The organism is Deinococcus sp. Leaf326 (genome assembly GCF_001424185.1).
In the GTDB taxonomy this organism is placed as follows: domain Bacteria; phylum Deinococcota; class Deinococci; order Deinococcales; family Deinococcaceae; genus Deinococcus.
Genome location: NZ_LMOM01000043.1, coordinates 16,420 through 33,489, shown reverse-complemented (window position 1 = coordinate 33,489; position 17,070 = coordinate 16,420). Strand labels below are relative to the sequence as shown.

The 17,070-nt window shown below is 70.3% G+C and carries 16 protein-coding genes; 9 read left to right on the top strand and 7 right to left on the bottom strand.

Features of this window, described 5'->3' with window-relative positions:
• Window positions 1-40: 40 nt before the first annotated feature.
• From parB to mnmG, 5 genes are all read right to left on the bottom strand, one after another.
• A complete protein-coding gene (gene parB / locus ASF71_RS13675) occupies window positions 41-883 on the bottom strand; it encodes a ParB/RepB/Spo0J family partition protein ParB (RefSeq protein WP_056301191.1) in 843 nt (280 codons plus the stop codon).
• Window positions 867-1,616, bottom strand: a complete 750-nt coding sequence (locus ASF71_RS13670) for a ParA family protein (RefSeq protein WP_056301189.1) — start codon at window positions 1,614-1,616, stop codon at window positions 867-869. Before ASF71_RS13670 ends, parB begins: the two co-directional genes overlap by 17 nt.
• A 25-nt stretch (window positions 1,617-1,641) precedes the next feature.
• Entirely contained in the window at window positions 1,642-2,376 is a 735-nt protein-coding gene (rsmG, locus tag ASF71_RS13665; protein ID WP_056301188.1) for a 16S rRNA (guanine(527)-N(7))-methyltransferase RsmG, read from the bottom strand.
• A complete protein-coding gene (locus ASF71_RS13660) occupies window positions 2,373-2,693 on the bottom strand; it encodes a hypothetical protein (RefSeq protein WP_056301185.1) in 321 nt (106 codons plus the stop codon). Before ASF71_RS13660 ends, rsmG begins: the two co-directional genes overlap by 4 nt.
• Before the next feature lie 118 nt (window positions 2,694-2,811).
• On the bottom strand, window positions 2,812-4,617 hold the full coding sequence (mnmG, locus tag ASF71_RS13655) for a tRNA uridine-5-carboxymethylaminomethyl(34) synthesis enzyme MnmG (protein ID WP_056301181.1): 1,806 nt from the start codon (window positions 4,615-4,617) through the stop codon (window positions 2,812-2,814).
• A 212-nt stretch (window positions 4,618-4,829) separates the two neighbouring features.
• Between mnmG and ASF71_RS13650 the strand changes: the two genes are divergently transcribed.
• The 5 genes from ASF71_RS13650 to ASF71_RS13630 all read left to right on the top strand — a co-directional run bounded on the left by ASF71_RS13650 (window position 4,830) and on the right by ASF71_RS13630 (window position 9,947).
• A complete protein-coding gene (locus ASF71_RS13650) occupies window positions 4,830-5,951 on the top strand; it encodes a thiamine pyrophosphate-dependent dehydrogenase E1 component subunit alpha (protein ID WP_056301179.1) in 1,122 nt (373 codons plus the stop codon).
• Window positions 5,948-6,985, top strand: a complete 1,038-nt coding sequence (locus tag ASF71_RS13645) for an alpha-ketoacid dehydrogenase subunit beta (RefSeq protein WP_056301176.1) — start codon at window positions 5,948-5,950, stop codon at window positions 6,983-6,985. Before ASF71_RS13650 ends, ASF71_RS13645 begins: the two co-directional genes overlap by 4 nt.
• Before the next feature lie 139 nt (window positions 6,986-7,124).
• Window positions 7,125-7,358: a hypothetical protein gene (locus ASF71_RS13640; protein ID WP_056301173.1), complete on the top strand. Its 234-nt coding sequence runs from the start codon at window positions 7,125-7,127 to the stop codon at window positions 7,356-7,358.
• Between the two features lie 34 nt (window positions 7,359-7,392).
• The gene (locus ASF71_RS13635; RefSeq protein WP_056301170.1) at window positions 7,393-8,925 is read left to right on the top strand and encodes a dihydrolipoamide acetyltransferase family protein; all 1,533 of its coding nucleotides are present in this window, start codon (window positions 7,393-7,395) and stop codon (window positions 8,923-8,925) included.
• A gap of 119 nt (window positions 8,926-9,044) precedes the next feature.
• Complete coding sequence (locus ASF71_RS13630) at window positions 9,045-9,947, top strand: AEC family transporter (protein ID WP_235514455.1); 903 nt, start codon at window positions 9,045-9,047, stop codon at window positions 9,945-9,947.
• 10 nt (window positions 9,948-9,957) lie between these two features.
• Here the strand turns inward: ASF71_RS13630 and ASF71_RS13625 are convergent, their stop codons facing one another.
• Window positions 9,958-10,875, bottom strand: a complete 918-nt coding sequence (locus ASF71_RS13625) for a magnesium transporter CorA family protein (protein WP_056301164.1) — start codon at window positions 10,873-10,875, stop codon at window positions 9,958-9,960.
• A gap of 224 nt (window positions 10,876-11,099) precedes the next feature.
• Here ASF71_RS13625 and ASF71_RS13620 point away from each other — a divergent pair, with 224 nt between their 5' ends.
• From ASF71_RS13620 to xseA, 3 genes are read left to right on the top strand one after another with little or no spacing between them, the layout of a single operon-like run.
• On the top strand, window positions 11,100-11,528 hold the full coding sequence (locus ASF71_RS13620) for a hypothetical protein (RefSeq protein ID WP_156372823.1): 429 nt from the start codon (window positions 11,100-11,102) through the stop codon (window positions 11,526-11,528).
• 60 nt (window positions 11,529-11,588) lie between these two features.
• A complete protein-coding gene (locus ASF71_RS13615) occupies window positions 11,589-11,969 on the top strand; it encodes a CrcB family protein (RefSeq protein WP_056301159.1) in 381 nt (126 codons plus the stop codon).
• Window positions 11,966-13,192, top strand: a complete 1,227-nt coding sequence (xseA, locus tag ASF71_RS13610; protein WP_056301155.1) for an exodeoxyribonuclease VII large subunit — start codon at window positions 11,966-11,968, stop codon at window positions 13,190-13,192. The genes ASF71_RS13615 and xseA overlap by 4 nt, the downstream gene beginning before the upstream one ends.
• A gap of 136 nt (window positions 13,193-13,328) precedes the next feature.
• Here the strand turns inward: xseA and ASF71_RS13605 are convergent, their stop codons facing one another.
• Window positions 13,329-14,252, bottom strand: coding sequence for a sulfurtransferase (locus tag ASF71_RS13605; protein ID WP_056301152.1), 924 nt, complete (start codon window positions 14,250-14,252; stop codon window positions 13,329-13,331).
• A 182-nt stretch (window positions 14,253-14,434) separates the two neighbouring features.
• Here ASF71_RS13605 and ASF71_RS13600 point away from each other — a divergent pair, with 182 nt between their 5' ends.
• On the top strand, window positions 14,435-17,044 hold the full coding sequence (locus ASF71_RS13600; protein WP_056301148.1) for a DUF937 domain-containing protein: 2,610 nt from the start codon (window positions 14,435-14,437) through the stop codon (window positions 17,042-17,044).
• Window positions 17,045-17,070 lie beyond the last annotated feature (26 nt).

Here is a 17,070-nt window from a genome sequence, read left to right as displayed (position 1 = left end):
GGCCGGAAGCCGTGTGCTTTCCGGCCCCTTTCCTGTGCACCTATTCGGCGGCGTAGCCCAGCAGATCCAGGATGCGGTCGAGTTCCTCACGCGATCCGTAGTTCAGTTCGATGCGGCCCTGGTCCTCGCCGGTGATCCGCACTTTGGTTCCAGTGCGGCGGCTGAGGTCGAGTTCCAGTTGCCGGTAGGTACGCGGCGGCTTGACGGCGATGGGTTTGTGCCCCGGCAATTCACGCTTCAAGGCTTCGGCCCCGCGCACGTTCAGGCTGCGGCTGCGGATCTGTTCCAGAGCCCAGCTCCGGTCGGCATCCGGCTGCGCGAGGATGGCCCGCGCATGTCCGGCACTGATCTCCCCCGCCTCCAGGGCGCGCAGGGCCTCGGGCGGCAGGGTCAGCAGCCGCAGCGCGTTGGCCACGGTGCTGCGGCCCTTGCCGACCGCCTGGGCCACGCCCTCCTGGTTCAGCCCCTGATCGAGCAGCGCCTGGTAGGCCCGCGCCTCTTCCAGCGGTCCCAGGTCCTCGCGCTGCAGGTTCTCCACGATGGCGATTTCCAGCGCCTCGCGGTCGCCTAGGTCGCGGATGATGACTGGCAGTTCGGTCAGGCCCGCAAGCTGACTGGCCCGCCAGCGCCGCTCGCCCGCCACGATCTCGAAGGCGTCGCCGCGCGGACGCACGAGCAGCGGCTGCAGCACGCCCTTCTCGCGGATGCTCTGCGCGAGCTCGGCCAGCGCCTCGGGCGCGAAGACCTGCCGGGGTTGGTAGGCCGCCTGTGAGATGCGCTCGGTCTTCAGGGTCTGCACGTTCAGGCTGGGCGTGCCCGCCTCGGCAGCCGGCCGGCTGAGGAGGGCGTCGAGGCCGCGTCCCAGGCTAGATTTTTTCGACACGTTGCAGCACCTCCTCGCTCAGGCGCTTGTAGGCGGCGGCCCCGCTTGACAGCGGCGCGAAGGCGTTGATGGGTTTGGCGAAGCTCGGCGCTTCCGAGAGGCGCACGTTGCGCGGCACGACCGACCAGAACACCAGTTCTCCGAAGTGCTGGCGCACCGACGACTCGACCTCCTGCGCCAGATTGGTACGGCCGTCGAACATCGTCAGGATGATGCCCAGGACCTTCAGGCGGGGGTTGAGGCCGCCCTGGACCCGGCTCACCGTCTCCATCAGGCCGGCGAGGCCTTCCAGCGCGTAATACTCGGCCTGAAGCGGAATGAGGAGCGCGTCGGCGGCGGCCAGCACATTCACGGTGAGCGGCCCCAGACTGGGCGGCGCGTCAATGAGCACGAGGTCGTAGCCGCTCAGGCTGGCGAGCAGCCGCGCCAGGGCGTCGGGGTCGTCGGCCAGTTCCACGCCTGCGCCCGCGAGGTCGGGGGTGGCCGGCAGCACGTCCAGCCCCGCTTGGCCCGTACTCAACGTGAACTCGGCGGCGCGGGCGGGTTCCCCGAGCGCCTCGTACAGCCCGTGCGCCGCGCCGCGCAGGCCCAGGCCGCTGGTGGCGTTGCCCTGCGGGTCCATGTCGAGCAGCAGGACCTTCTTGCCCCCCGCCGCCAGATACGCCCCCAGGTTGACGGCGGTGGTCGTCTTGCCGACGCCGCCCTTCTGATTCACCACGCCCAGGGTCTTCATGGGCGCTCCGCCAGTGCAAGCCGTTTCACTTCGCCGTCCAGAATAAGGGCTGCGTGTTCGGCACGCCCTCGCGCCGGGGGTATTTCGCCGGGGTGGGCCTGGTCTTCGTGACCACGATCAGGGTGCGGGCGTCGCCCGACAGCGGCAGCTCGAAGGCGTCCACCGCCTGAACCTGTCCGCCGACCTCGCCGGCCGCCCGCTGCCCGGCGCGCAGTTCCTCACCGGTGATCGCGCCTTTCTGGGCGACCAGCCGGCCTCCTACCCGCAGCAGGGGCAGCGCCAGTTCGGCCAGGACAGGCAGCGCCGCCACCGCGCGGGCCACCACGCGGTCGTAGGCTCCCCGGTGTTCCTCCTGACGGCCCAGCATCTCGGCGCGGCCGACCAGCGGGCGCACGTTGTCCAGACCCAGGGCCGCCGCCGTCTCCTCGACAAAGCGGATCTTCTTGCCGACCGAGTCCAGCGGCACGAGGTCGAGCTCCGGCCGCACGATGGCCAGCGGGAGGCTGGGAAAGCCGGCGCCCGTGCCCAGGTCGAGCACGAGGCCTTCTCCGTCCAGGTCGCCGCCGCGCAGACAGCTCAGCGAGTCGACGAAGTGTTTGAGCACGATGTCGCGCTCGGTCTTGAGAGCCGTCAGGTTCAGGCGGGCGTTGCCTTCCTGAAGCAGCCGCAGCAGTTCGGCAAAGGCGGGCAGGTGCGGCGCGAGGTCCAGCCCCAGCGCCCGTCCCCCGTCCATCAGCAGGGTTTCGCCGTCCGGCGTCATAAGTCGTACCTCCGTTTCATGTCCTGATAGCGCTCGTACACGTGCGCGTCGGTGTCTTCCAGTGGCAGGCCGTCGAGCACCGGCACGAGCGTCTCCCGCAGCGCGTCACCGCGCACCATCCACTGATAGTAGTGCCGGCCACCGTGGTGGTAGGGCCCGTAGAGTTTCGAGCCTGGGCACAGGCCCAGCAGAGTCTGGAACAGACGCTCGTGCCGGGTATGCATCCGCACCGTCACCTGCGGCTGTTTGCCGTCTCCGCCGAAATGCCCCTCGCCAATCAGGACGCCCAACAGCAGGCCTTCTCCAAATGTCGCCAAGTGCGGTCCTCCTTGTTTCACCGTCAAGTTTCCCGTGAAACGGTAGGGAGGTCAAGCCAACAAAAAAGCGGGATGGTCGTCCCGCTCCGCAGCTCTGGCCGTCTCGGATGTTTCACCGTCAGGTTTCTCGTGAAACACCCCGTTGCCGCAGATGCACCAGCAGGGCACTGATGTCAGCGTGGCGCACTCCCGAGATGCGCGACGCTTGCGCCACCGTCTGCGGCTGCAGCCGCGCGAGCTTCTCGCGGGCCTCGTTGGAGAGCGAGGCGACGCCGGCGAATTCCACGCCCCGCAGGCTGAGGTCGCGCGCACGGTCCTCAGCGCGGAGCTGCTGACGGGCCCGGTCGATATAGCCGGCGTATTTCACCCGGATCTCGACGGCCTCGCGCTCGTCGGCACTCAGTTCGGGCAGGGTGACTCCCAGCGCCTCGACATCCGCCAGGGCGAACTCGGGACGCCGCAGCCAGGCGTCGCCAGTCTGGCCGTTCGCCCGCTGCCGGCGCAGCGCCTCGCTGCCGGCCGCGACCCGCGTGTACTTGGCCTGCACCCGCGCCAGTTCGGTGTCGCCAACCAGTCCCAGGGCGTGCCCCAGGGGAGTCATGCGCTCGTCGGCGTTGTCCTGACGAACCAGTAGACGGTGTTCGACGCGGCTGGTCATCATGCGGTAGGGCTCGTCGCTCCCTTTGAACACCAGATCGTCGAGCAGTACGCCCAGGTACCCGGTTTCACGGCCGATGAACGCTTCGTCCAGGCCCAACGCGCGCCGCCCCGCCGCCGTGCCCGCCACCAGCCCCTGCGCTGCCGCCTCCTCGTAGCCGCTGGTCCCGTTGATCTGGCCGGCCGTGAAGACGCCCGGCATGACGCGCGACTCGAGGTTGAGGGTCAGCTCGGTCGAGTCCACGACGTCATATTCGACCGCGTAGGCGTAGCGCTGGATGACGGCCGACTCGAAGCCCGGCAGGGTCCGCACGAGCTGGTCCTGCAACTTGGGCGGCATTGAGGAGCTGAAGCCCTGAAGGTACACCTCACTCGTCTGGATGCCGTCCGGCTCGACGAACAGCAGGTGGCGGTCGTGGTGCGCGAACTTCACGACCTTGTCCTCAATGCTCGGGCAGTAGCGCGGTCCCAGACCTTCGATGTCGCCCGCGTACATCGGAGACTCGTGGAGGTTCTCCTGGATGAGGCGGTGCGTCTCGGCCGTGGTGTGGGTCTGCCAGGTCGGCGATTCGGCGGCGCGGGGGCCGGGGCGGCCGGTAAAGCCGCGTGGCTGAGGATCGGCGGGGATTTCGAGCAGGTCACCAAACCGTACCGAGTCGGCCCGCACGCGGGGGGGCGTGCCCGTCTTGTAGCGTTTGAGAATGTGACCCGCACGGGCCAGCGGCGCCGAGAGGAAGCGCGAGGGTGGCTCGCCCTGCCGGCCCTCGGGGCGCGAGTGGCGGCCGTACCACGTCACGCCGCGCATGAAGGTCCCGGCCGCGACGACCACGCTGCGGGCCTCAAGGCGCCGCCCGTCGGTCGTGACCACGGTCCAGCCGCCGCGCCCGTCGCTCTCCAAGTCGGCTGCCTCGCCGCGCACGATCTCGATCTCGGGCTGACTGAAGATCACGTCCTGGGCACGCTCGGCGTAGGCGTCGCGCTCGTTCTGTACGCGCAGTGACTGGACCGCCGGGCCCTTGCTCGCGTTCAGGACGCGGGTGTGAATGGCCGTGTCGTCGGCCAACTGGCCCATCAAGCCGCCAAGGGCCTGTACCTCGAACACGAGCTGGCTCTTGCCGGGACCGCCGACCGCCGGGTTGCAGGGCATCCGGCCCACCGTGGCCGGGTTGCCGATGAGCAACGCCACGCGTGAGAACTTCGCGGCGGCCCAGGCCGCTTCGAGGCCCGCATGACCCCCACCGATGACCAGGACGTTCCAGGCACTCATAACCCTCCCAGTGTACCGGGCGCCGCCCTGACGCAGCGTGAGGTGGGTCGCGGAAGGCGGGCAGACCCCTTGTCCACCCAAACTGGACAACCAGAGTCTTCACGCTTCTGCCCCTAAAATACCTAACGAGCGTTAGCTAGACAGATTCTTTCGGGGAGGCGGAGCCGCAGGTGCGGCGTTCCGCGCCCCCGTTTCCGGAGGCCTGCACCGTCATGATCCAGCCCTTTACATCCCAGCCGATCCGCTACGTGGCGGAGGACGGCGTGCCGCTGCGGCCGCTGCCCCCTTCCTTCACGCCCGAGCGGCTGCGCGACCTGCATGCCCAGATGCTGCGCGCGCGCGAATTCGACCGCAAACTCATTACCCTGCTGCGTCAGGGCCGCACGACCTTCTATGCCCAGTCGAGCGGCATGGAGGCGACCCAGGTGGGCCTCGCACGCAGCATCCGCGTGGGTCACGACTGGGTCTGGCCGTATTACCGCGACCACACGCTGGGCCTGGCGATGGGCGTGCCCATGTTCGAGCTGCTGAGCCAGTGCCTGGGCACCAACTCGGACACTTCCCGTGGCCGCCAGATGCCGCACCATTTTGCGGCGCGCGCGCAGAACTTCGTGTCCATCAGTTCCAGCATCGCGTCGCAGGTGCCGCCTGCCGCCGGCAACGCCATGGCGCAGAAGTACCTGGGCACCGACGAGATCACGGTCACGACCTTCGGGGACGGGGCCACCAGCGAGGGCGACTGGCACGCGGGCCTGAACATGGCCGGCGCGGCGCAGGCCCCCTGCCTGTTCGTGTGCGAGAACAACCAGTGGGCCATCAGCACCAACCTCAAGGCCCAGACAGCTAGCGAGAACATCCACATCAAGGCCAAGGCGTACGGGATGCCGGGCTTCTATGTAGACGGCAACGACATCGTGGCCGTCATCGAGGTCTGCACGCACGCTGCCGAGTGGGTGCGCGCCGGCAACGGCCCCGCGCTGGTCGAGTGCCTGACCTACCGCGTGGGGTCGCACAGCAATGCCGACGCCGACGCCGAGAAGAGCTACCGCACCCGCGAGGAGGTGCAGGAGTGGCTGGGGCGTGACCCCATCGCGCGTGTCGAGGCGCTCCTGGCCCACCTGGGGCACCCGGTGGACTCTGCCGAGCGCGCTGAGCTGATCGCCCGCACCCACCGCGAGGTGGACGAGGAGGTGCGCCGCGCCGAGGCGACCGGCCAGCCCGACTGGCGCATCGTGTTCGAGGACGTCTATGCCGACCTGCCGCCCCACCTGCGCGAGCAGGAGCGCGAGCTGCGCGCCGAGCAGACCGCTGCGCAGAATGGAGGCCGTGCATGACCGCCACGCAGGACGCGGTCAGGGCGCCGGGCGCCGGGCAGGGCGGGGGAGAGGCCGAACCCCGGACCATCAATCTCATCCAGGGCGTGACCGAGGCCCTCGCCGAGGAACTCGCGCGTGACGAACGCGTCGTGCTGTTCGGCGAGGACGTGGGCGCGCGCGGCGGCGTGTTCATGGCAACTGCCGGCCTTCAGGAACGCTTCGGCAAGCACCGCGTCTTCGATACTCCGCTTTCCGAGGCGAGCATCGTCGGGGCGGCGGTGGGGATGGCGGTGCGCGGCCTGCGCCCGGTCGCAGAAATCCAGTTCGCGGACTACATGGGGCCGGGCTTCGACCAGATCATCAGTCAGGCAGCCAAGATGCGCTACCGCTCGGGCGGGCAGTTCACGGCGCCGCTGGTGATCCGCACGCCGTCGGGCGGCGGGGTCAAGGGCGGGCACCACCACTCGCAGAGTCCGGAGGCGTACTACGCGCATACGCCGGGCCTCAAGGTGCTCATGCCCAGCACGCCCTACGACGCCAAGGGACTGCTCAAGGCGGCCATCCGGGGCGACGATCCGGTCATCTTCTTCGAGCCCAAGCGGCTGTACCGCGCGGCGCGGGGCGAGGTGCCGGGCCACGACTTCACCGTCCGAATTGGCGAGGCGGCCGTGCGCCGGGAGGGCAGCGACCTCTCGCTCATCGGGTACGGCGGCGTGATGCCCGACCTGGAAAAAGCGGCCGACGCGCTGGCCGCCGAGGGCGTGAGCGTGGAGGTCATTGACCTGCGCTCGCTGGTGCCCTGGGACCGCGAGAAGGTGCTGGCGAGCGTCGAGAAGACCGGCCGCGCCGTTCTGGTCAGCGAGGCGCCGCGCACCGCCAACTTCATGGGTGAGGTGGCCTACGTGATCCAGGAGCAGGCCTTCGACTCGCTGCTGGCCCCCGTGGTGCAGGTCGCGGGCTTCGACACGCCGTATCCCTACGTGCAGGACAAGGTGTATCTGCCAGGCCCCAACCGCGTCGCGGCGGCCTGCGTCCGCGCGCTGAACTACTGAACCGCGGAAGTCATGACGAATGATTTTCCGAGCGGAGCGAGAAGCGGCAGGTGGGCTGGACGGAATGCACAATCTTCCCGCGACTTTCCAGAAGATTCGGAATGCAGTTCGGCCCAACCGATCTCCCGTAGCCTGAAGCATGAAGTTCGAGTTGTCGCGTCCCCTCCTGAGCGTCCTGGGCCTGCTGATCGGGTTCGGGCTGTACGCCCTGGCCAACCGCCTCGCCGAGCCCTGGCAGAGCCTGCTCATCGGCGCCCTGTTCGCGCTGCTGGGCGCCGCGGCCTGGGTGTACGGCCGGGGCGAGCGCTGGATTCAGGTACTGGGAGCGCTGCTGTTCGTCTACGGCCTGATCCGCGCCTTCTGGCTGCGCTGACGCGCCCGCAAACATCTCCACAACGAGGTTCCCTATGAAAGAAGTGCTGCTGCCCGAACTGGCCGAAAGTGTGGTCGAAGGTGAAATCCTGAAGTGGCTCGTCGAGGAAGGCGACGACATCGCCCTGGAACAGCCCCTGTGCGAGGTCATGACCGATAAGGTGACGGTCGAGCTGCCCAGTCCCGTCGCGGGTGTGCTGCACAAACGGCTGGCGCAGGAGGGTGACGTGGTGGCCGTCCACGCGGCCATCGCCGTGATTGACGAGGGCGGCGCGGCGGGCGCGTCCACGCCCAGCCCGGAGCAGGCCATCCAGGACAGTGCCGGCAACCCGGCCGCCGACACTCTGCCCCCCCAGGCCCAGGAGGAGCGTGAGCAGGTCGGCGGCAGCATCGTCGAGGCGACGCACCTGCCCAAGGCCGACGACGACTCGGCCAGCCTCTTCAAGGCGTTTGCCAGCGACGAGCAGGTCAAGGTTCAGGGTCTGGGGAGCCGCAGCGGCAGCGGCGCGCCGGGCAGCAGCACCGCCGGCACGGGCGTACTGGAGCGTAGGCCGGTGGCCGCAGCGGCGGCCAGGGCCGACGGCCGGGTTCTCGCGGTACCTGCCGCGCGCCAACTGGCCCGCCAACTCGGTGTGGACCTGGCCGGGGTCGGTGGCAGCGGCCCCAACGGCCGGATCCGGGTGCAGGACGTGTTGGCGCACAGCGAAGCGGGTCGGGCGGCGCCGGTGGCGGCTGCCCCGGCTGCGGCGCAGGCCGCGCCCACGCCTGCCGCCCCGGCGCCCCAGCCCGCACCCCGCGCTCCGTCGGGCAGCGGCCTGCCTGTTCCCCCGGTGCAGTACCGCACGCCCAAGGGCTACGAGCATCTGGAAGACCGCGTGCCCCTGCGCGGAATGCGCCGGGCGATCAGTACGCAGATGCAGGCCTCGCACCTCTACACCGTGCGCACCCTGACGGTGGACGAGGTCAACCTGACCCGCCTCGTCGAGTTCCGCGCCCGTGTCAAGGACGACGCGCAGGCGGCGGGCGTGCGGCTGTCGTACCTGCCCTTCATCTTCCGCGCGGTGGCGACCGCGCTGCGCAAGTACCCCAGCCTGAACACTTCCTTTGACGAGGCGACGGGCGAGATCGTGCAGAAGCGCTACTACAACCTCGGCATGGCGGTGGCGACCGACGCCGGCCTGACCGTGCCGGTGCTGCGCGACGTGAACCACAAGAGCATCTTCGACCTCGCGCGCGAAGTCACCGACCTCGCCGGGCGGGCGCAGGCGGGCAAGCTCGCCCCCGACGAACTGGCGGGCAGCACCTTCAGCATCACCAACATCGGGTCCATCGGGGCGCTGTTCTCCTTCCCGATCATCAACGTGCCCGACGCGGCGATCCTGGGCGTGCACAGCATCGTCAAGCGGCCCATCGTGGACGAGGACGACAACATCGTCGTGGCGCACATGATGTACCTGTCGCTGTCCTTCGACCACCGCCTCGTGGACGGCGCCGAGGCCGCCCGGTTCTGCAAGGAGGTCATCCGCCTGCTGGAGAACCCCGACCGCCTCATGCTCGAAGCGCTGTAAGGCGCAGAGGGTGGGGGAGATCTCCCTGCCACGTCTTGCCGATCCGGCAGACCTAGCGCCGCCCGTGTTCCCCGGACACGGGCAGTTTTGCACGCTGCCGCCGTGCCAGCATGGGCATCATGCTCCAAGCGCTCGGCACCGTCCTCTTTCCGGTGATCCTGGTGGCGGGACTGGGCGCGCTGCTCTCCTCGCGCCTGCCTATCGATCAGGCCACCATCTCGCGGGTCACGCTGTACCTGCTCAGCCCGGCGCTCGTGCTGAACACGGTCCTGACCACCCCTGTGCGCGCCGCCGAGGCCCTGCAACTCGGCGGCGCCTACCTGGGCGTACTCGTGCTGTGCGTCGGGCTGGGGTGGCTGTGTGGGGTGGGCCGTTCCCGGCCGGAGCAGCGCAGTCTCGCGGCCAGTGTGGGCATCTGGAACAGCGGCAACATGGGGCTGCCCATCGCCCTGTTCGCCTTCGGGCAGGCGGGGTTCGACCGGGCCACGCTGCTCTTTCTGATGTCGTTCGTCGGGATGTACGTGGTCGGGCCGGTGCTGTACGGCGGCGCGGCCAGCCGGGGCGTGTGGGGCCTGCTCCAGACCCTGTTCCGGCTGCCGGCCATCACGGTGGCGCTCGTGGCCCTGGCGTGGCGGCTGCTACACCTGCCCGTGCCGGCGGGCGTGTCGCGGGGGGTCGAGCTGCTGTCACAGGCGACCCTGCCGATGGTGCTGCTTTCGCTGGGGCTGCAACTGGGCGCAGGCGGCTGGCCGCGGCTGCACGGGCGGCTGTGGCTGGCGGCGGCGGCGCGGCTCGTCGGGGGGCCGCTCGTTGCGCTGGGGGTGGGCACGCTGGCCGGGCTCCGGCACGAGGCGCTCGCGGTACTCGTGCTCTCGGCCGGAATGCCTACGGCCGTCAATGCCCTGCTGCTGGGCCGCGAGTACGGCGGCGACACCGACACCGTGGCGGGCGTGGTCCTGCTCTCAACCCTGACCTCGGTGGTCACGGTCGCGGTCATCGTGACGTTGCTGCCGCGCCTCTAGCCTTCCCGGTTCACCACCAGCCCCGGCGCTTGAAGTACACCGCGAGCACGCCCCCGACCGCCGCGAAACTCAGCCACGCGAAGAGGTAGCCGTAGGGACTCTTGAGTTCGGGCATGTGCTCAAAATTCATGCCCCACACGCCTGCCAGAAAGGTCAGGGGCAGAAAGATGACGCTTACGGCCGTCAGGGTGCGCATCACCTCGTTCATGCGCTGGCTCTGGAGGTTCAGGTGCAGGTCGAGCAGGCTGGTCAGGAAGTCGCGCAGCCCGTCGAGGCGGCTGCTCACGCGCGTGAAGCTGTCCTGCACGTCGCGGTAGCGCACAAGGTCGGCGCTCGTGCCGGTTGCGTGGCGGCCCAGCAGCGCGGTCGCCTCGCGCGCCTCGCTCGCCAGCCGCCGGGCCTGGGCCAGCAGGTGCTTGAGCTCGAAGACCGGCCCCACCGGGTTGCTGCGCTGGTCGCGGAACACCTGTTCCTCGAGCGTCTCGACCCGCGCCTCCAATGCGTCGCTGAGCTGAAAAAAGGTGTCGGCGGTGGCGTCGAGCAGCTCGTAGGTCACCTCCTGCGCCGTGTTTACGCTGTCGCGTCCCACGAGCTCCCACACGGCCGTCAGCGCGAGGGTGCCGGTGTGGCTCAGGCTCAGGGCGGCGTGAGGAAATACGAACAGGCTCAGGCGCTCGGTGAACTCGTCGGGGTCGGCCGGCCGCGTGAAGCTGCGCACCGTGATGAATGAATGCTCGGGGTACTGCTCGGCGCGCGACCAGTGGCCGCGTTCCAGGGCGTCGTCGAGCGCGAGGCGGTTGAGGGGAAAGGCGGCGCGTAGACGCGCGAGTTCTTCGGGCGTGGGGTCGTGGGCGTCCACCCAGACCCCCTCCGACTGCCCGGTCCACTCCAGGGCCTGCCCATTGTCCAGACGCTTGGCGCGGATCATCGCTGTCCATGCTATCCGCGCGGCGTGACTGTGGGATGGATGGCCGCCGGATGCGCAGGCGTTCCGCAACGCCGGAGCAACGCCCCACGGCCTAGGCTGGGGCCATGAGTGGCCCCAGACCCCGGAGTTCCGGTGCGGGCCGGGGAGGTGGCGTGCAGGCAGGCGGCGGCCCGGACGGAAGTTTCGCCCATTCACTGCGGAGGGAACGCACAGGGGAGGTCCACATGAGCCGGTTGGTCACTGCCATCATCAATGTGAAGGGAACCGACGACGAGAACTGGCCCGAGTCCGACGAACACGTCGACAATACCCAGCGCTTCAGCCTTGTGTTGAACGAGGACCAGCCCGCCTCGTTCTTCAGCCTGACCCCGGTGCGCTGGGGCGGAGAGTGCAGGGTCGAGCTCGATTTCCGGGCGCAGGCGGCGCGCGACGGGCGCGTCACGGTGCACGGCGACGGCCGGCTGTTCGAGGGCACGTCCGAAGGTACGAACGACCTCGACGGCACGGGCAGTTTCGAGATCGTGGTGGTCCGCAACACCGCCCACAACCCGGCCGCCACCAACCATCAGCTCAATCTCCGCAACGACGACGAGGGCGGCGACCACGCGGAGGTCTACATGAGCTTCACCAACACCCTGGTCGAGCTCGACTGACCGCGTCCGGGCCCGCCCCGGCCCACCATCGCGCGCGCCCGGCCCGCCTATGCTGCGCCCATGAAGTTGTCGCTGTGGCTGTGGCTGCTCGCGGGCGGAGCGCTGGGCGCGGGCCTGCGTCAGGGGGTGGTGCTGGCCCTGCTGCCGCTCACTACCCGCACGGGGCTGCCGCTCGCCGTGCTGGCCATCAACGTGGGGGGGTCCTTTCTGTTGGGCCTGACCCTGGCGCTCGTGGGCCGGGGCGTGTGGCCCGAGGCGGCGCGCGTGGCGTTCGGCACGGGGGTACTGGGGGCCTTCACGACCTTCTCGACCTTCACCACTGAGATCGACGGCCTGCTGCTGCGCAGCCAGGTGGCCTGGGCCCTGACCTACGCGGCCGTCAGCGTGGTGCTGGGGCTGGGCGCGGCCGTCGCGGGCCGGCTGCTCGGAGCGCGGCTGTGACTGCCGGGCGCCGGAGCCGCAAGAAGGCCGAGCCGGCCCGGCCTCCCGAGCAGTTTCTCGACCTTGCGGACGTTCTGGCGTATGTCGGTCAGGTCATCGCGCGCGGGGTACCGGGAGCGGTGTGGGTGCGCGCCGAGATCGCCAGCCTCACCGACCGGCGCCACCTGTACCTCGACCTCGTGCAGCTCGGTGAGGGCGGCGAGGTCGCCAAATGCCGCGCGACGCTGTGGGCGCGCGACCGGTTCGAGACGGAGGGCAAGTTCCGCCGCGCGACCGGGGGCGGCCTCACCGCCGGCCTCAAGGTGCTGCTGTTCTGTCAGCCGGACTTTCATCCGCAGTACGGCTTTTCGCTCAATATCCTCGACCTCTCGCCCGAATACACCCTGGGCGACGCCGCGCTGCGCCTCGACGCCCTGCGGGCGGCCCTGGTCGCCGAGGGGGTCTACGGCCTGAACCGCCTGCTGCCCCCGCCGACCGACTTCGGCCGCGTGGCGGTCATCTCGCCCACCGGGGCGGCGGGACTGGGGGACTTCCGGCGCGAGACCGATCCGCTGGAGGCCGCCGGAGTCACCGAATTCGTGTACCTGGAGGCCACTTTCCAGGGACCGTCGGCGTCGGCCAGCCTGGGAGCGGTCATCTCGCAGGCGCGCGAGGCCCACGCCGAGGCCCCGCTCGACGCCCTGGTCGTGATCCGCGGGGGCGGGGCTGTAACAGACTTGGCCTGGCTCAACGACCTGGGGGTGGCGCGCGACCTAGCGACCTTTCCCGCGCCGGTCATCACGGGTCTAGGCCACGCCCGCGACGACACCCTGCCCGATGAGGTGGCCTGCGTGCGGACCGACACGCCGAGCAAGGCAGCGGCCCTGATCGTGCGCACCGTCGCGGCGGCGGCGGCCCAGGCCCAGGAGGATGCCCGGACCATCCGCGCCCATGCGGCGCAGGTGCTGGTGGACGCAGCGGCGGCAGCCGACTGGGCACACGACCGGGCCGGGTTGGCTGCCCGGCGCGCCGCCGACCGCGCGGCCCTGGAGGTGGACGCCCTTATGCGTCAGGCGCTGGGCCTGACTCCCGGACGCACGCTGGCCCGCGGTTACGCTCTCGTCCGTGGTGCAGGCGGCGAGGTCGTGACGCGCGCGGCGGGGCTGCGGCCCGGCACGGCCCTGCGCCTGGAGTTCGCCGACGGCGAGGTGACGGCCGAGGTCACGGCGCCCGGAGTCTCCTGAAGAGCCGGAACTCCTTGAAGAGATTGAGGCTGGTCCGAGGCGGGCGGCGCTGGCAGCTGCGCAAGCCCTCCAACCCCTCTGGCCTGGGGCTGGCCGAGGCTGCCCCTGGGACGCTTCGGCCGCACCGGAGTCCGGGTCAGGACGGGGCGGGCTCGCCGGTCAGGGTCTCGGGGCGGGGCCCTACCACTTCGTCGCCCGTGCTGAAGTCACCGGTCGCCACCGGGCGCGCGGAGTCGCTGATCCAGTCACTCCACGAGCCCGCATACAGCCGGTTGTCCGGCCCCAGCGGCACGCCGGCCAGTTCGCGGGCCAGCAGGTTGGGCGCCGCGCTCACGCCGCTGCCGCAATAGGTGATGGTGGGGGACTGGCCGGCGTCCAGGCGAGCGGCCTGCGCTTCCACGTCGCGCCAGTGACCGTAGGCGTTCAGGGCGCCGGACCAGTCGCGGTTCACGGCACCCGGAATGTGCCCGGCGTGCGCGTCGATAGGTTCGCGTTCGCCGCGGTACCGCTCGGGCGCGCGCGAGTCGAGCAGCAGCGTGCCCTCCGGCCGCTCGGCCACGTCCTGCGCCGTGGCGACGAGCTCGGGGCGGACGCTGGGGGTAAAGGTGACTGGGGCAGGCGCCGGCTCCTCGGCCGTCACCTCACCGCCCTCGGCGCGGTAGGCGGGATAGCCCCCGTCGAGAACATAGACCTCCCGGTGCCCGAGCCAGCGCAGCAGCCACCACGCCCGCGCGGCATAGAAGCCCTGACCGCCCGAAGGATCGTCGTAACACACGACCACGCTGCCGTTCCCAATGCCTATGCTGCCCAGCCACGCCGCCAGGGTCTCCGGGTCGGGCAGCGGGTGACGGCCCCCCGCACCGCCGTCCTGCACCGGGCCGCTCAGGTCGGTTTCCAGGTCGGCATAGACGGCGCCGGGAATGTGGTTCTCCATATAGGCCAGGCGGCCCAACAGCGGGTCAGAGAGGGCGTAACGGCAGTCGAGTACGCGCACTTCGGGGGTATCGAGGTGGTCGAGCAGCCACGCGGCCGACTTCAGCGGGTAAGCAGGAGCGGTCATGCCCCAGGGTAAGCCCACAGGCCGCCCAGCGACCCCCGAACCTTAGCGAACGTTCACGGGCCTTTGAGGCGGGGGAGGGCCGCTGTGGGGTACGGTGGACTCACTGCCGTGTGAACTGCCACACAATGTGCCCCGGCCGGCGGGGTCACCTGCCGCCTGGCCCCCAGAACGAGGAGACGCCTATGACCATCACGCAAGACCTTCAGAATTACTTCGGCGGGGGCGCCGCCACACGTCTGGGCGAGGCCGTTGGTCTCGGCCCGCAGGCGGCAGCCCACACGCTCGCGGCCGGACTCCCCAGGCAGCTCGGCGCCCTGGCGGCCCACGCGGGTACGCCGGAGGGACGCGCGCAGGTTCAGGAGGCGGTGGACAATCTGCCCGTTTTCGGCCCGGTAACCGAGGTGCTCGACGATCCCGACGGGGCCGGGCACCTCGAACAGGCCGGCGCGCTGCTGGCCCCGGTACTGCTGGGGGAGTCGGCACCTGCCGGCGAAGCGGGCGAAGTCCGCCTGTTGCACATGGCCCTGCCACTGCTTCTCAGTCGTCTGGGTCAGCAGGAGGACATGACCCAGGCCTTCTACGGGATGGAGACGGCGCCGCTAAACCTGAGCGGCCTGAGTGCGGCGGGCGCCGTTGCAGCAGTGACCGGTGCCCAGAGGAAGGTCGGCCCAGTTCCCGGCCTGGACCCAGTACCCGGAGAGCCTTTCTTACCCGGTGCCGACCTGCCTGCCGGCGTGACCCCGGCGCTGACCTCCGTCCCGGACCCCCTGGTCGAAGCCGCCCCCAGCACCACTTCGGCCGTCTCCTTCACCAAGGCAGCCTCACCTGAGCCTGTACCTGCCCACGTCTCTGCGCCTGAGAGCGTTATGCCCGAGCCAGCTATTGCTGGGGCGGCGGTCGGCGCCCTGGAGACGGCTGGCCTGCTGGAGCTGATCCGCGCGCAGTTCTCGGGCCGGGCTGCTGACCAGATCGGCCGGGCGGGGGGCTTCAGTGCGGGCACGAGCAGCCGCGCGGTGGCCGGCGCGCTACCGGTGGTCCTGAACGCCGTGGCCGGCAAGGGAAGCTCGCCGTCGGGGGCTGCCGAACTGCTGCGTCAGGGCGGGGGATTTGACCGTCTGACCACACCGGAGGGTGGCCTGAATACGGCGCTGCTGGGTGACTCGGCCGAGATGGCGCGCCTGGAAGGCCAGGGCCGGGGGCTGCTGGGCGGCCTGTTCGGCAACTTCGAGGCCATGACAGGCCGGTTGGGCACGGCGCTCGGGGGCAGCGGAGCGAGTGCCGGGCGCCTGCTGGCCCTCCTGACGCCGCTCGTGCTTGCGCTGGTGGCTCGCCACGCTCAGGCCCGCTCGCTGGACGCCGCCGGCCTGAGCACCGAGCTCACCGCCCTGGGGCCGCAGCTTCCGGGTCTGATTCCTTCGGGCATGGGGGGCCTGACAGCACTTCTGGGTGCCGCAACTCTAGCGGGCGGCGCAGTTGCCGGCGGCACCAGGCCGCCCGAGGTGATCGCGCGCGCGGCTCCGGCCTCTGGACCCACCCGCGTCGCCGCCCCCACACCACCGGCCCCGGCTGCGCCTATCACTCCTCCACCCGCAAGTCCGGTCCCCGAAAAGCGGCGGGCCTTTCCGTGGTGGCTCATTCCCCTACTGCTGCTGTTGCTGTTGGGGGGCTGCTGGGTGGTCAACCGCAACAACAACGCTGCCCAGACGGGCACCGGCGCGGCGACCACCAGCGCAGCGGGCAGCGGCATCGTGGTCACGTCCCCGGCCTCTGGGACGGAACTTCCGGCCCAGGCCTTCACCATGAGCGGCACGGCGACTGCAGGCCAGTCGCTGCGTATTGAGGACCAGGGGCAGGAGGTCGGCACGGCGACGGCCGACGCCAGCGGCAACTGGAGCACTGAGCTGCCCGCTCCGACCCCCGGTGAGCACACCTACAGCGTGATCGGTGGCGAGGGTGTACGCAGCGAATTCAAGGTGAACGTGACCGGCGACGGCGACACCTCGGGCACGGGTACCACTTCGGACACGGGGAGCGCGGCGGCGGGTACGGAAGCAGAGACGGTTCCCGCTGACGCGGCGTCTGGTTCGGGAACGGCGACGGACGCGGGCGCGGCAGACGCCTCCTCCCCGGCTACGGCGGGTAACGCCGGCACCGACACGACCGGTGTAGCGGGCGCTGCTGCTTCTGTTGCGGCCAACACGGCCGCGCCTCCCGAGGGTGCAGTCGCTTTCGGTCAGCCGGCCAACGGGGCCGAAGTCTCGGCCGCTGGTCTCACGCTGAGCGGGACTGGCCCGGCTGGACAGAGTTACGAGGTCCTAGAGAACGGTACGAGCATCGGCAACGTGACGGTCGGCGTGGACGGCACCTGGACCCTGGCGGTCCCCGCCGCTACGCCCGGCGCCAAGACCTACGTCCTGCGCGGCGCGGACGGTCAGGAGGCCGCCAGCCTGCCCCTGACCGTGACTGCCAACGCGGCCGCTACCGGCGCAGAGGCGGGCGCGACCTGCACCGAGGCCCTGACCGTGAGTCTGAAAGACGGCGAGACCGTGTCCGCGCCTTACCGTTTTGGCGGGGTGGGCAGCGGCGAGGGTTACACCGTAACCGTCAAGCGCGGCGAACGCGTGATCGGCACCCGCACCGTGACGCTGGGCGAAGGCTGCGCCTGGAGCTACACGAGCAATCCGGGAGGCCGTTCGGGAAGCGAGAGTCGCGTCACCTACGAGGTGCGTCCGCGCGGCACCGCCGTCTCGCAGGCCCCTGAGGCCACCCTGACCCTGACCGTGCGTAACTGAGCGGGGCAGGTGGGGGGCGGGGGTTT

Coding starts and splice junctions, on each gene's coding strand:
- ASF71_RS13670 (WP_056301189.1), bottom strand. CDS start 1,616: ATGAAGACCCTGGGCGTGGTGAATCAGAAGGGCGGCGTCGGCAAGACG.
- ASF71_RS13605 (WP_056301152.1), bottom strand. CDS start 14,252: ATGACCGCTCCTGCTTACCCGCTGAAGTCGGCCGCGTGGCTGCTCGAC.
- ASF71_RS13645 (WP_056301176.1), top strand. CDS start 5,948: ATGACCGCCACGCAGGACGCGGTCAGGGCGCCGGGCGCCGGGCAGGGC.
- rsmG (WP_056301188.1), bottom strand. CDS start 2,376: ATGACGCCGGACGGCGAAACCCTGCTGATGGACGGGGGACGGGCGCTG.
- ASF71_RS13630 (WP_235514455.1), top strand. CDS start 9,045: ATGCTCCAAGCGCTCGGCACCGTCCTCTTTCCGGTGATCCTGGTGGCG.
- ASF71_RS13615 (WP_056301159.1), top strand. CDS start 11,589: ATGAAGTTGTCGCTGTGGCTGTGGCTGCTCGCGGGCGGAGCGCTGGGC.
- ASF71_RS13600 (WP_056301148.1), top strand. CDS start 14,435: ATGACCATCACGCAAGACCTTCAGAATTACTTCGGCGGGGGCGCCGCC.
- mnmG (WP_056301181.1), bottom strand. CDS start 4,617: ATGAGTGCCTGGAACGTCCTGGTCATCGGTGGGGGTCATGCGGGCCTC.
- ASF71_RS13620 (WP_156372823.1), top strand. CDS start 11,100: ATGAGCCGGTTGGTCACTGCCATCATCAATGTGAAGGGAACCGACGAC.
- ASF71_RS13625 (WP_056301164.1), bottom strand. CDS start 10,875: ATGATCCGCGCCAAGCGTCTGGACAATGGGCAGGCCCTGGAGTGGACC.
- ASF71_RS13640 (WP_056301173.1), top strand. CDS start 7,125: ATGAAGTTCGAGTTGTCGCGTCCCCTCCTGAGCGTCCTGGGCCTGCTG.
- ASF71_RS13650 (WP_056301179.1), top strand. CDS start 4,830: ATGATCCAGCCCTTTACATCCCAGCCGATCCGCTACGTGGCGGAGGAC.
- ASF71_RS13635 (WP_056301170.1), top strand. CDS start 7,393: ATGAAAGAAGTGCTGCTGCCCGAACTGGCCGAAAGTGTGGTCGAAGGT.